Here is a 13,547-nt window from a genome sequence, read left to right as displayed (position 1 = left end):
GGTTCTGCCGGGCGTAACTTTTTTAACGGAGAGATGCATGCCGAGCCTGTTTCTCGTGACCCTTGTTGTCGATGACTATGACCGCGCGAAAGATTTCTATTGTGGGGTACTCGGCTTCGAACCCGTGTTCGACACGCCCCTGCCGGAAGAGGGCAAGCGCTGGGTGGTCATCAAGCCGAAGGGCGGCGAGGGTGCCTCGCTGCTTTTGGCCCGCGCCGATGGCGAGGTCGAACAGGCAGCGATTGGAAACCAGACAGCTGGCCGCGTAAGCTTCTTCCTCTCAACGGATGATTTTGCCCGTGACCATTCAGCCTTCATGTCGAAGGGTGTGCGGTTCATCGAAGAGCCGCGGCATGAGCCTTACGGCACGGTTGCGGTGTTTTCCGATCTCTACGGCAATCTTTGGGATCTGATCCAGCACAACACGGACGGAGCCTCTTGATCGCAAGGCCCAAGCCGTGCTTCAAGCGCGCCGTTAGCACCATGGCCCTCAGGGGCGCGGGCGGAAAGATCTTCACCCTTTCCGATGACGCGTTTTCCCGAAAGCCTGTGGCCCTCCACCAGCCTGAATGAGGACGATATGAATACCTTCCAGCCGCTTGTTTTCTCCGGCGTCCAGCCGACCGGCAATCTCCATCTCGGCAATTATCTCGGCGCGATCCGCAAGTTTGTCGCGCTGCAGGAAAACAATGATTGCATCTATTGCGTCGTCGATCTGCACGCGATCACCGCCCAGCTTGTCCATGACGATCTGCGCGGCCAGATCCGCTCGATTGCCGCCGCCTTCATCGCCTCGGGTATCGACCCGAAAAAACATATCGTCTTTAACCAGTCGGCCGTGCCGCAGCATGCGGAACTTGCCTGGATCTTTAATTGCGTTGCCCGCATCGGCTGGATGAACCGTATGACGCAGTTCAAGGACAAGGCCGGCAAGGACCGCGAAAACGCCTCGCTCGGCTTGCTTGCCTATCCGAGCCTGATGGCGGCTGACATTCTGGTCTATCGTGCCACCCATGTGCCTGTCGGCGACGACCAGAAGCAGCATCTGGAACTGGCCCGCGATATCGCGCAAAAATTCAACATCGACTTCCAGGAGAAAATCCGCGCCACCGGCACGGGTGTTGACATGGTCGTCGGTGAAGAGCCGATCCACGGCTATTTCCCGCTGGTCGAGCCGTTGATCGATGGGCCGGCGCCGCGCGTCATGTCCTTGCGCGATGGCACCAAGAAGATGTCGAAATCCGATCCGTCGGATCTTTCGCGCATCAACCTGATGGACGATGCCGACGAGATCCTGAAGAAGATCCGCAAGGCAAAGACCGATCCGGAAGGCCTGCCGTCTGAACTGGAGGGCCTGAAAGGTCGTCCGGAAGCGGAAAACCTCGTGGGCATCTATGCGGCGCTGTCGGACAAGACCAAGGAACAGGTGATTTCCGAATTCGGCGGTCAGCAGTTTTCCGTGTTCAAGCCGGCGCTGGCGGATCTTGCCGTGCATGTTCTGTCGCCGATCACCGGCGAAATGCGCCGCTTGATGGACGATACCAGCCATATCGACGCCATCCTGCGCGATGGTGGCGAACGCGCCGGCGCCCGCGCCGAAAAGGTGATGAACGAGGTGTTCGATATCGTCGGCTTCCTGCGCTGATCGCTTTTGGCGCGTGATTGGATGACCCGCCGCCCCTCATGGGACGGCGGGTTTTCATTTTCGCCGATTGGTATAAGTTCTCAAACGCGATACATCCGGTCGAGATGAGGGGGAGCGTCCATGGTTTCAAAGCGTCTTTCACGGCTCGAGGGGCATCGCCGCAAATTTCTGGCGGTCATCGACGGTACGCCGGAATGCGAACGTGCCGTGCATTATGCCGGGCGTCGTGCCAAAAATTCCAACGGCGGGCTGATCCTGCTGTTCGTCATTCCCGAGGGTGATTTCCAGCAATGGCTGGGCGTCGAACAGATCATGCGTGCCGAAGCGCGCGAGGAAGCCGAAGCCGTGATGGCAAAGGCTGCCCAGCGCGTGCGTGAAACCATCGGCATCGATCCGGAAGTGGTGATCCGCGAGGGAAGCGCCTCTGACGAGATCAACGCGGTGATCGAAGAAGACCGCGATATTGCCATTCTGGTGCTGGCCGCAGGCTCCTCTTCCAAGGAAGGGCCGGGGCCGCTGGTGACCTCACTTGCGGCGCGCGGCGCGGCATTTCCCATTCCGGTCACCGTTCTCCCGGATACGCTGACCAATGACGAGATCGATGCGCTCTGCTGACGGGGTCTTGATCGCAGCCGTGCAAATACGCACTTGAATAAAAACATGAACCCGATTATCTTCTTTTGAAGAGTTCTAAACTGGCGCTGCCACGGCTGCCAAGGAGATCCCCAGATGTTCATCCAGACAGAATCCACGCCGAACCCGGCAACCTTGAAGTTTCTGCCCGGCAAGGTGGTGATGGAAAAGGGCACGGCGGATTTTCGCAATGCCGATGAAGCCGAGGCCTCGCCGCTGGCCGCCCGCCTGTTTACCATTAATGGCGTTACGGCCGTCTATTTCGGTTATGATTTCGTCACGGTGACCAAGGAATCCCAGGAATGGCAGCACCTGAAGCCGGCCATTCTCGGCTCCATCATGGAACATTTCATGTCCGGTCAGCCTGTCATGGGCGGTTCGGCCAGCATGGCGGAAGCAACCGACGAGGAAGGTGAGTTCTTCGAGGACGGCGACGAAACGATCGTTGCCACCATCAAGGAGCTGCTTGAAACCCGCGTGCGTCCGGCCGTTGCCCAGGATGGCGGCGATATCACCTTCAAGGGTTTTCGCGATGGCACGGTTTACCTCAACATGAAGGGTGCCTGCTCGGGCTGCCCGTCTTCGACGGCAACGCTGAAGCATGGCGTGCAGAACCTGCTCAAGCATTTCGTGCCGGAAGTGCAGTCGGTCGAGGCGCTCTGATCCTTCATGATGCTGCTCGCCATCGATACGGCCGGGGTGGATTGTTCCGCCGCGGTCTATGACGCTTCGCAGGATAAGATCCTGTCCTCCGTGACGGAACGCATCGGCAAGGGCCATGCGGAACGGCTGATGGCGATCATTGATGATGTGCTGGAGACGGCCGGCGTTGCGCTGTCGGATATCACCCGCATTGCCGTCACCATCGGGCCGGGTTCGTTTACCGGCATTCGCGTTGGCGTGGCCGCCGCCCGTGGTTTTGCGCTCTCCCTGTCAGCCGATGCCGTGGGCGTGACCACGCTCTCCGTCATGGCACGGGCCTCTCTGGCGCAGGATGCAACCCGTCCGGTCATCGCCGCGATGGATGCCAAGCGCGACGAGATCTATGCGCAGGTTTTTGGCGCTGACGGTGTTGCCCTGACTGAGGCTGCCGCCATTTCGCTTGAGGATCTACGCCATCTCGCGCAAATCCATGGTGCAGCCGTTACCGGCACTGCCGCAGCGCTTCTGGCGGGCGACGTTGCTGCCGGTGAGCCGGATCGCTTCGATATTGCCATGGTCGCCCGCATCGGTGCGGAAGCAAAGGCGGATGCGGCGCGGCCGAAACCGCTTTACCTTCGCGGGCCGGATGCTAAACCGCAGGACGGATTTGCTCTTTCCCGCGCCTGACGATTCCCAATGTTTGACGATTACCTGACCTGGAAGCCCTTTTTCGATATCGTGCCGATGCAGGACAGCGATTGCCGCCCTGCCTCCGAGCTGCATGGCCAGCGTTTTTCGCGCCAGTGGAGCGAGGAGGAAATGTTGGCGCTGCTGGCTCAGGACGGCGTGTTCGGTTTCTCCGCCCTGCAATCCAACGCTTTTTTCAGCCGTCCGCTCGGTGGTTTCGTGTTGTCGCGCGAGGTGGCGGGCGAGGCGGAAATCCTGACGATTGCCGTCGGTGAAAAACTCGGCCGCACCGGGCTTGGCTGGCGTCTGATGCAGGCGGCACTGCGGGAAGCGGAGGTTCGCGGCGCCGAAACCATGTTTCTGGAGGTCGCGGAAAACAATGTCGCGGCCGTCGGGCTTTACCAGCGTCTGGGCTTTTTGCAGGTGGCGCGACGCCCGGCATACTACACCGGTACGGATGGCACGCGGACCGCAGCGCTTGTCATGCGGCGCGATCTTCGCTAGTCCGGTAAAGATAAAATTCTGCGACGCAAGGCCCCTGACGACATGACAGACCTTTCCAAATCCCTGGAGGAGCTGTGCGCCGAGCGTGGCATGCGCATGACCGATCAGCGCCGCGTGATTGCGCGCATCCTGCAGGACAGCGACGACCATCCCGATGTGGAGGAGCTTTACCGCCGCGCCACCAAGGTCGATTCGCGTATCTCCATTTCCACGGTCTATCGCACGGTCAAACTGTTCGAGGATGCCGGGATCATCGAGAGGCACGATTTTCGCGATGGGCGCTCGCGGTATGAAACCGTACCGGAAGAACATCACGACCACATGATCGATGTGAAGACCGGCGAAGTGGTGGAATTCCGCTCTGCCGAGATCGAGGCGCTGCAGGAGCGCATTGCCCGCGAGCACGGCTTCCGTCTCGTCGGCCACCGGCTGGAGCTGTACGGCATCCCGCTCGACAAGGACGATCCGTGATCAACTGGCTGCGGATCGGGCTGGTCTTCCTGCTCCTCTCGGTGCTGACGCTTGTGCTTTTGCCGGTGCAGCTTCTGTCTTTGAAATTCGACTGGACGCTGCGCCGCCGCCTGCCACGTTTCTGGCACCGTTGCGCCTGTTATCTGCTCGGCATCCGCATTCGCCAGCATGGGCGGCTTGAAAGCCGCCGGCCGTTGATGCTGGCCGCCAACCATGCCTCCTGGAAGGATATTCTCGTGCTCGGCGCGATTGCCGATGTCGTTTTTGTCGCCAAGGCCGAGGTGGCGGATTGGCCGGTGTTCGGCTGGCTTGCCAAGCTGCAGAAATCGGTCTTCGTGGTGCGCGAGCAGAAGCGCAAAGCCGGCGAGCAGGTGAACGAGATTGCCGCTCGCCTTGCTGCATCGGAAATCATCGTGCTGTTTCCCGAAGGCACGACATCGGATGGCAACCGGTTGATGGAGGTGAAATCATCGTTGTTCGGCGCAGCCTCCGCCGCCGTCGCCTCCGCGCCCGATGGCGTCGTTTATGTCCAGCCGGTGTCGATTGCCTATACGGGCATCTATGGCATGCCGATGGGCCGTTATCACCGGCCGATTGCCGCTTGGCCCGGCGATGTCGAACTTGTGCCGCATCTGATGGGCGTCTTGAAGGCGGAAGCCATGGAAGTGGACGTGGATTTCGGCGAGGTGGTGGAGTTTCGCGCCGAGACCAATCGCAAGGCGGCGGGTGCAACCGTGGTGGACCGGTTGCGCGCCATGCTGCGCGACAGGCTTTATCCGCGCAGCCGTTAAGCACGAAGCCCTTCTAATTCAGGCCGTCTTGCAGTAAAGAGGCGGCCATGACCGACCTTACAGCCACCCTTTCAGCCGCCACGCCCTCCGGCGGCGACATCGCCATCCCGCAGGCAAGCCCTGTGGGCAATGCGCGAAAAGTGTTCATCAAGACCTACGGGTGTCAGATGAACGTTTATGATTCCATGCGCATGGGCGATGCGCTGGCGAGCGAAGGTTATGTGACGACGGAGACGGTGGAGGATGCCGATCTCGTTCTTTTGAACACCTGCCACATTCGCGAAAAGGCCGCCGACAAGGTCTATTCGGCGCTTGGCCGGCTGCGCGACATGAAAAAAGAGCGCAATGCCAACGGCCGCGAGATGATGATCGGCGTTGCCGGCTGCGTCGCGCAGGCGGAAGGCGAGGAAATCCTGCGCCGTGCGCCAGCCGTCGATGTGGTGATCGGCCCGCAGACCTATCACCGGCTGCCGCAGGCGCTGAAACGCGCGCGTGCCGGCGAGCGGGTGATCGAGACCGATTATGCGGTCGAAGACAAGTTCGAGCATCTGCCGGCCGCAGAACGCTCCGCCATCCGCTCGCGCGGCGTGACAGCTTTCCTGACGGTGCAGGAAGGCTGCGACAAGTTCTGCACCTTCTGCGTTGTGCCCTATACGCGCGGCTCGGAAGTCTCGCGGCCGCTTTCCCAGATCCTCGACGAGGCAAAACGCCTGGTGGATGCGGGCGTGCGCGAGGTGACGCTGCTTGGCCAGAACGTCAATGCCTGGCATGGTGCCGGTCCCTCCGGCGATGCCTGGAGCCTTGGCGATCTTCTCTATCGGCTGGCCGAAATTCCAGGCCTTGCGCGGCTTAGGTATACGACGAGCCATCCGCGCGACATGGATGACCGGCTGATCGACGCGCATCGCAACCTGCGCACCCTGATGCCCTATCTGCATCTGCCGGTGCAGGCGGGCTCCGACCGGATCCTGAAGGCGATGAACCGGCGCCATACGGCGGCCGATTATCTGCGCCTCATCGAGCGCATCCGCACCGCCCGCCCCGATATCGCGCTGTCAGGTGATTTTATCGTCGGCTTTCCCGGCGAAACGGACGCGGACTTTGAAGATACGCTGCGCCTTGTGGAAACCGTCGAATACGCCCAGGCCTTCTCGTTCAAATATTCGACGCGGCCGGGAACTCCGGGCGCAGATCTCGGTTCTCAGGTCGATGATGCTGTCAAGGCTGAGCGGCTGGAACGGCTGCAGGCGCTTCTCCTGAAACAGCAGCATGCGTTCGCTGAAACCTGCGTCGGCAAGACGATTGATCTGCTGCTTGAAAAGCCGGGCCGGATGCCCGACCAGCTGATCGGTCGCTCGCCGTGGCTGCAGTCTGTGAATGTTGATGCAAAAACATCGCAAATCGGTGACATTATCCAGGTACGAATCACAGGCACGGGACCAAACAGCTTGTTTGCCGAGAGGATCGAGCGTTAAATGGTTCAAAGCCAGATATAGGAGCCTTGCTACTTGAACAGACAGGAATTGGTTTCTTCACCCTCGCGCAACACCCGCACCGCCGCGATCGATGCCAATCACTTCGTCTTGACGTTCGAGAACAACAGGCTGGCCAGCGAACTTTTCGGACAATTTGACCAGAACCTGAAGCTCCTCGAGGCGCGTCTGAACATCGACGCGCGGGCGCGCGGCAATTCGGTCAGCATTTCCGGTGAACTTTCCGCCACCAATCAGGCGCGGCGCGCTCTCGATTTCCTTTATGAACGCCTGCAGAAGGGCGCCTCTGTCGAAACCTCGGACGTGGAAGGTGCAATCCGCATGGCAGTTGCCGCAGACGACCAGTTGATCCTGCCGACGCTCGAGCGCAAGGCAAAGCTGTCGATGGCGCAGATCTCCACCCGCAAGAAGACGGTGGCGGCCCGCACCCCGACGCAGGATGCCTATATGCGAGCGCTGGAACGCTCCGAACTGGTGTTTGGCGTCGGCCCTGCCGGTACTGGCAAGACGTATCTGGCCGTTGCCCATGCCGCCCAGCTGTTGGAACGCGGTGCCGTCGACAAGATCATCCTGTCGCGCCCGGCTGTCGAAGCTGGCGAACGCCTCGGCTTCCTGCCCGGCGACATGAAGGAAAAGGTCGATCCGTATCTGCGCCCGCTTTATGACGCGCTCTACGACATGATCCCTGGCGATAAGGTGGAGCGGGCGATCACAGCCGGTGTCATCGAAATCGCGCCGCTTGCCTTCATGCGCGGGCGAACCCTGGCCAATGCCGCCGTTATCCTCGACGAGGCGCAGAACACCACATCCATGCAGATGAAGATGTTCCTGACGCGCCTTGGCGAAAACGCCCGCATGATCGTCACCGGCGACCCGAGCCAGGTGGATTTGCCGCGCGGGGTGAAATCCGGGCTGGTGGAAGCGCTTCAGCTGCTGAGCGCCGTCGAGGGCATTTCCGTCGTGCGCTTCAAGGATACCGACATCGTGCGCCATCCGCTGGTTGGCCGTATCGTTCAGGCCTATGACGCGCAATATGCGGTTCATGAGGAAAGCGAGCACGAGAGCCGCTAAGGCGGCCTTTAATCCCATGCCAGAGCTAGACATACAGATCAGCGTCGAGGACGAACGCTGGGCCGACGAAGACACGCTGGCCACGATGGCCGAACGGGTGATCCATGCGGCCGCCGATTATCTGGCGGTCCACGAAAAGCAGCCGTTCCAACCGCATCCGGCAGAACTGTCGCTGGTGTTTACCGACGACGCGGCGATCCGCGAGATCAATGCCGAGTGGCGCGACCAGGACAAGCCGACGAACGTGCTGTCCTTCCCTGCCTTTCCGGTGACGCCCGGGAAAATGCCGGGGCCAATGCTCGGCGATATCGTCATTGCGCGCGAGACTTTGGAGCGCGAGGCGGTTGATCTGGAAAAGTCTTTCGACGATCATCTGACGCATCTGATGGTCCACGGTTTCCTGCATCTTTTCGGCTATGACCACATGGACGTGGACGAGGCGGAAAAAATGGAAGCGCTGGAGACTCGTATTTTGGCCACCCTTGGCCTATCTGATCCCTATGCGGGACAGGATCCGCTGGTATAACACTGGAACCATGAACGAGATTTCGACTCAGGCCGCGCGCGGCGGCACCGAATCCGAGCAGTCCTCCTCCGAAGAGGGTGGCAGTCCGTTACGACGCGAACACCACGGCCGCTCGCACAGCACTTTCTGGGCACGGGCGATCCGGCTGCTCCGGCCTTCGCAAGGGGAGCGCCTTCGCGAGGATCTCGCCGACGCCCTGATGACCGACACCTCCGTCAGCAGCGCCTTTTCGCCGGAAGAGCGGGCGATGCTGCACAATATCCTGCGTTTCCGCGAGGTGCGCGTCGAGGATATCATGGTGCCGCGTGCCGATATCGAAGCCGTCGACATGACCATGACGCTCGGCGACCTGATGATCCATTTCGAGGAAACCGGTCGCTCGCGCATGCCCATCTATTGCGACACGCTGGATGATCCGCGCGGCTTCGTCCACATTCGCGACCTTCTGTCCTATCTTGCCAAGCAGGCGCGCAACAAGCGCCGCAGCGCGCCGCAAAAGGCGGTGCAGATGGATGCAGCCTCCGGCGCCGTGCTGAAGGAAAAGACCGTGCGCACGCCGCGCCCCGCCTTCGATCTCGGTCGCGTCGATCTGATGAAGACCGTGTCTGAAGCGGGCCTCATCCGCCAGATTCTCTTCGTTCCACCTTCGATGCTGGCCTCTGACCTGTTGCAGAGCATGCAGGCTGCGCGCACGCAGATGGCGCTCGTCATAGATGAATATGGCGGCACGGACGGTCTCGTCAGCCACGAGGACATCGTGGAAATGGTCATCGGCGATGTCGAGGACGAACACGACGATGACGAGGCCATGTTCTCGCGCACCAGCGAGGACGTGTTCATTGCCGATGCCCGTGTCGAACTGGAAGACATTGCCGAGGCGATCGGTCCCGATTTCGACGTGCGCGACCAGCTGGAAGACGTGGATACGCTGGGCGGCCTGATCTTTTCGGCGCTCGGGCGCATTCCCGTGCGCGGCGAGCTGGTGCAGGCGGTGCCGGGCTTCGAGTTCCAGATCCTGGACGCCGACCCGCGCCGCATCAAGCGGGTGCGCATCATGCGCAAGCGCCATGTGGTCACGCGCCGGCGCCAGTTGAAGGGCGATGGTCCCGCACATGAGGCTGCGCCCGCATCCACCGAAGTGGCGGTGGAGATGGCCCAGACATCGCAGGCGCCGGACCCGCAGCAGGATGAAGACGGACGGCGTGAGATCTGATTTCCGGCAGCGACTGGGGTGCATCACGCCAAACGGCCTGCGCCGGCGGCCGGAATTTTGCGGATCGGCCGCGCGGTTTTGGCACCAATCCCGTGCGGAAGGGTCTCATTGACAATTGACGCTTGCGTCTTCCGGAAATCGATTCCGGTTTGCGGGCCGATGCTGTAGGCGTGTTCATGAGTAAAACGCATTTTACGCGGGATGAAATGTAGCGTCGGGCGCCGGCATGCGGTTTCCCTTGCTGCCCGAGAGATCGGAAAGGATGTCCATGGAGCGTCTCGCCGGCAAGGTCATGCTTCTGTGGGGTTGGCGTCGCGCGGGGCTTGCCGTGGCCGCTGGCGCAATTGCAGCCCTTTCCATGCCCCCCGTTTCGTTTGTCGCCTCGCTGTTTGTGTCCTTCACGCTTCTTGTCTGGCTGATGGATGGCACGGCAACTGCCCCGGAGGCCGGGCGTCTCGGCCGTTTTCGTGCCGCCTTTTCCCTCGGCTGGCTGTTCGGATTTGGCTATTTCGTCGCTGGCCTCTGGTGGCTCGGCAACGCGCTGCTGGTCGATGCGGATGAATTTGCCTGGGCGCTGCCGCTGGCCATTTTCGGTCTGCCGGCCGTGCTCGCCGTATTTTACGGGCTTGCAACGCTGATCGCCAGCCTTCTCTGGTCGGACGGGTTCGGGCGACTGGCAGCCCTTGCCGTCGGCTTTGCGCTGGCCGAATGGTTGCGCAGCTTCCTGTTCACCGGCTTTCCGTGGAACGCGATCGGTTATGGCGTGATGCCGGTGCCGATCATGATGCAGTCGGCACAGGCGATCGGGATCTTTGGCGTGACGCTGCTCGCTGTCTTCGTGGTGGGGGCGCCTGCCCTGTTTGGCACGCGCAAGGGGGCGGCAGGCGGGCTTGGCATTGCCGCGGTGCTGATCGCCGCCCATTTCGGCTACGGCGCCTACCGGATGCACTTCGTTGCCGCGACCCCATCGAACGACCCGCCCGTTTCGGTGCGCATCGTCCAGCCGGTGATCGATCAGGCGCGCAAGATGGACAATGCCGACCGTCGGGCGGTGTTCGAGGAGCACCTGGCACTCTCGGCACTGCCGCCGAAGGATGGCGCAAGGCGGCCGGATATCATCGTCTGGCCGGAAACCTCCGTGCCGTTCATCCTGACAGAGAACCCCGGTGCGCTCACCCGCATTGCCGAGACGCTGCAAGATGGACAGGTGCTGATAACAGGGGTGGTGCGGGCTGAAGAAGCCTCGCCTGGCGATACGACGCGCTATTACAATTCCATCTACGCCATCGACAGCCAGGGGCAGATCATCGCTGCCTCAGACAAGGTGCATCTGACGCCGTTCGGTGAGTACCTGCCGTTTCAGAGCTTTTGGGACCTGCTCGGCGTGGGCAATATTGTGGAAATGCCGGGGGGTTTTACCGCCGGTGCCAGCCGGTCGTTGATCACGCTGCCGAGTGGCCGGTCCTTTTATCCGCTGATCTGCTATGAGGCGATCTTCCCCGCAGAAATCGGCGCAGACGTCAGCCGCGCATCCGCCCTTTTGAACATCACCAACGATGCCTGGTTCGGCAATACGCCGGGCCCCTACCAGCACTTCCTGCAGGCGAGGTTACGGGCGGTCGAATCGGGTCTGCCACTGATTCGCGGAGCAAATACCGGCATTTCCGCAATCATAAATGCGAAAGGCGTCGTCGAAAATGCACTTGACTTCGATCAAAAGGGTGTGATCGACTCCACTTTGGGTAGCGTTATCGTCCCGACCTGGAACAACTATACGCGAGAAACGCACTTCTGGTTGTTGATCGCAGTTATGGCGCTGATTGCGGTAGTTTCGCGCATGGGTTTAAAAAATGGCCTCAATTGACCAGAAACCCCTAAAATTGCATAGTGCTGCGGCCTTTCGTTGAATCGTATGTTTCCGTGTATCGCCTGGGCAGCGATTGTATGAGCGAAAGCATATGTTTGCACGTAATGCGAGTTATGGGGACTGAAGAGCAACCTAGGACATTCACGATGATTGAAAACAAAAAGAAGCCGAACCCGATCGACATCCACGTCGGGAGCCGCATCCGGCTTCGCCGCACCATGTTGGGCATGAGCCAGGAAAAGCTCGGCGAAAGCCTCGGCATCACGTTCCAGCAGATCCAGAAGTACGAGAAGGGCACCAACCGCGTCGGCGCCAGCCGGCTGCAGAACATTTCCAGCATTCTGAATGTTCCGGTCTCGTTTTTCTTCGAAGATGCTCCCGGCGACCATGCGACCGGCCCATCCGGCATGGCCGAGGCATCCAGCTCCAATTACGTCGTTGACTTCCTGTCCTCCTCCGAAGGGCTGCAGCTCAACCGCGCTTTCGTGAAGATTTCCGACCCCAAGGTGCGCCGCAAGCTGGTTGATCTGGTCAAGGCCTTGGCGGCCGAGGCGGACGTCGAATAACGGTTGAAACCGCATATCCCCCGAAAAGCGGCCGCATTGGCCGCTTTTTTTATGAAAATCACGAGGAAGGCCGCCGGCATAAACCTTTCGTTGTCGTATAAAGATATATTTATGTGGTTCTGTCCTTGTTTTTGAATGGCGAACTGACTACGACATTCAGCGGTTTGTTCTTGAGGGGAATCCCAGCATGCGCGCCAATTATCTGTTCACCAGCGAATCCGTTGCCGAAGGTCATCCCGACAAGGTATGCGATCGCATTTCCGATGAAATCGTCGATCTGGTCTATCGGGAAGCCGCCAAGACCGGTGTCGATCCCTGGACGGTTCGCATCGCCTGCGAAACGCTTGCCACCACCAATCGCGTGGTGATTGCCGGCGAAGTTCGTCTGCCGCCGAGCCTCATGAAGACCGACAAGAACGGTAACGAGGTGATCAACCCCGCCAAGTTCAAGACGGCGGCACGCCGCGCCATCAAGGATATCGGCTATGAGCAGGACGGCTTCCACTGGAAGACCGCCAAGATCGATGTGCTCCTGCATTCGCAGTCCGCCCATATCGCGCAGGGCGTCGATAACGCCGCCGACCAGCAGGGCAATGAAGGCGCCGGCGACCAGGGCATCATGTTCGGTTACGCCTGCAACGAAACGCCGGACCTGATGCCGGCGCCGATCTATTATTCGCACCGCATTCTCCAGCTCTTGTCCACTGCCCGCAAGACGGGCGAGGGCGATGTCGGCAAGCTTGGCCCCGACGCCAAGAGCCAGGTGACGGTGCGTTATGTCGATGGCAAGCCCTACGAGGCCGCCTCCATCGTTCTGTCCACCCAGCATCTCGATGAAAGCTGGGACAGCAAGAAGGTTCGTGAGGTTGTGGAGCCTTACATCCGCGAAGCGCTGGGCGACCTGAAGATTGCCGAGGATTGCGCCTGGTACATCAACCCGACCGGCAAGTTCGTGATTGGCGGCCCGGATGGCGATGCGGGCCTCACCGGCCGCAAGATCATCGTGGATACCTATGGCGGGGCTGCCCCCCATGGCGGCGGTGCGTTTTCCGGCAAGGACACGACGAAGGTCGACCGTTCGGCTGCCTATGCCGCGCGTTACCTCGCCAAGAACGTCGTGGCCGCTGGTTTGGCCGAAAAATGCACGATCCAGATCTCCTATGCCATCGGCATTGCACAGCCGCTGTCGATCTATGTTGACCTGCATGGCACCGGCAAGGTAACCGAAGATCAGGTCGAGGCGGCAATCCGCAAGGTGATGGACCTGTCACCCTCCGGCATCCGCCGTCATCTCGATCTCAACAAGCCGATTTATGCCAAGACCTCTTCCTACGGTCACTTCGGCCGCAAGGCCGGTCGCGACGGGTCCTTCTCCTGGGAGAAGCTCGATCTCGTCAAGCCGCTGAAGGAAGCCTTGAAGAACTAAGGACGTCAGACT

At 60.6% G+C, this 13,547-nt stretch carries 15 protein-coding genes; all 15 read left to right on the top strand.

The window, feature by feature from the left end; genetic code table 11:
* The first annotated feature begins 37 nt into the window (after positions 1-37).
* The gene (locus AC4CWH_RS14530) at positions 38-442 is read left to right on the top strand and encodes a VOC family protein (protein WP_491319283.1); all 405 of its coding nucleotides are present in this window, start codon (positions 38-40) and stop codon (positions 440-442) included.
* A 138-nt stretch (positions 443-580) separates the two neighbouring features.
* On the top strand, positions 581-1,645 hold the full coding sequence (trpS, locus tag AC4CWH_RS14525; protein ID WP_491319282.1) for a tryptophan--tRNA ligase: 1,065 nt from the start codon (positions 581-583) through the stop codon (positions 1,643-1,645).
* A gap of 120 nt (positions 1,646-1,765) precedes the next feature.
* Complete coding sequence (locus AC4CWH_RS14520) at positions 1,766-2,260, top strand: universal stress protein (protein WP_491282749.1); 495 nt, start codon at positions 1,766-1,768, stop codon at positions 2,258-2,260.
* A 114-nt stretch (positions 2,261-2,374) separates the two neighbouring features.
* Positions 2,375-2,941, top strand: a complete 567-nt coding sequence (locus AC4CWH_RS14515; protein ID WP_491282748.1) for a NifU family protein — start codon at positions 2,375-2,377, stop codon at positions 2,939-2,941.
* A 6-nt stretch (positions 2,942-2,947) separates the two neighbouring features.
* Positions 2,948-3,607: a tRNA (adenosine(37)-N6)-threonylcarbamoyltransferase complex dimerization subunit type 1 TsaB gene (tsaB, locus tag AC4CWH_RS14510; RefSeq protein ID WP_491319281.1), complete on the top strand. Its 660-nt coding sequence runs from the start codon at positions 2,948-2,950 to the stop codon at positions 3,605-3,607.
* A 9-nt stretch (positions 3,608-3,616) separates the two neighbouring features.
* Positions 3,617-4,111 carry a GNAT family N-acetyltransferase gene (locus AC4CWH_RS14505; protein ID WP_491319280.1) on the top strand — a complete coding sequence of 165 codons (495 nt, stop codon included), beginning with the start codon at positions 3,617-3,619 and terminating at the stop codon, positions 4,109-4,111.
* A 42-nt stretch (positions 4,112-4,153) separates the two neighbouring features.
* Positions 4,154-4,582 (top strand): Fur family transcriptional regulator, encoded by a 429-nt coding sequence (locus AC4CWH_RS14500; RefSeq protein WP_491319279.1) that lies wholly within the window; start codon positions 4,154-4,156, stop codon positions 4,580-4,582.
* Positions 4,579-5,373, top strand: coding sequence for a lyso-ornithine lipid O-acyltransferase (gene olsA / locus AC4CWH_RS14495; protein ID WP_491319278.1), 795 nt, complete (start codon positions 4,579-4,581; stop codon positions 5,371-5,373). The genes AC4CWH_RS14500 and olsA overlap by 4 nt, the downstream gene beginning before the upstream one ends.
* Before the next feature lie 47 nt (positions 5,374-5,420).
* The gene (gene miaB / locus AC4CWH_RS14490; RefSeq protein ID WP_491319277.1) at positions 5,421-6,848 is read left to right on the top strand and encodes a tRNA (N6-isopentenyl adenosine(37)-C2)-methylthiotransferase MiaB; all 1,428 of its coding nucleotides are present in this window, start codon (positions 5,421-5,423) and stop codon (positions 6,846-6,848) included.
* Between the two features lie 33 nt (positions 6,849-6,881).
* Entirely contained in the window at positions 6,882-7,937 is a 1,056-nt protein-coding gene (locus AC4CWH_RS14485; RefSeq protein ID WP_491282743.1) for a PhoH family protein, read from the top strand.
* Positions 7,938-7,953: 16 nt separating this feature from the next.
* A complete protein-coding gene (ybeY, locus tag AC4CWH_RS14480) occupies positions 7,954-8,463 on the top strand; it encodes an rRNA maturation RNase YbeY (RefSeq protein ID WP_491319276.1) in 510 nt (169 codons plus the stop codon).
* A gap of 10 nt (positions 8,464-8,473) precedes the next feature.
* A complete protein-coding gene (locus AC4CWH_RS14475) occupies positions 8,474-9,676 on the top strand; it encodes a hemolysin family protein (protein WP_491319275.1) in 1,203 nt (400 codons plus the stop codon).
* 268 nt (positions 9,677-9,944) lie between these two features.
* A complete protein-coding gene (gene lnt / locus AC4CWH_RS14470; protein ID WP_491319274.1) occupies positions 9,945-11,540 on the top strand; it encodes an apolipoprotein N-acyltransferase in 1,596 nt (531 codons plus the stop codon).
* Positions 11,541-11,689: 149 nt separating this feature from the next.
* Positions 11,690-12,109, top strand: a complete 420-nt coding sequence (locus AC4CWH_RS14465) for a helix-turn-helix domain-containing protein (RefSeq protein WP_210103717.1) — start codon at positions 11,690-11,692, stop codon at positions 12,107-12,109.
* A gap of 187 nt (positions 12,110-12,296) precedes the next feature.
* Positions 12,297-13,535 (top strand): methionine adenosyltransferase, encoded by a 1,239-nt coding sequence (gene metK, locus AC4CWH_RS14460; RefSeq protein ID WP_491282739.1) that lies wholly within the window; start codon positions 12,297-12,299, stop codon positions 13,533-13,535.
* The last annotated feature ends 12 nt before the right edge of the window (positions 13,536-13,547 follow it).

The organism is Neorhizobium sp. PAMB6716 (assembly GCF_058242805.1).
The sequence above is the reverse complement of the archived record's forward strand: the minus strand, read 5'-3'. Positions and strand labels throughout refer to the sequence as shown.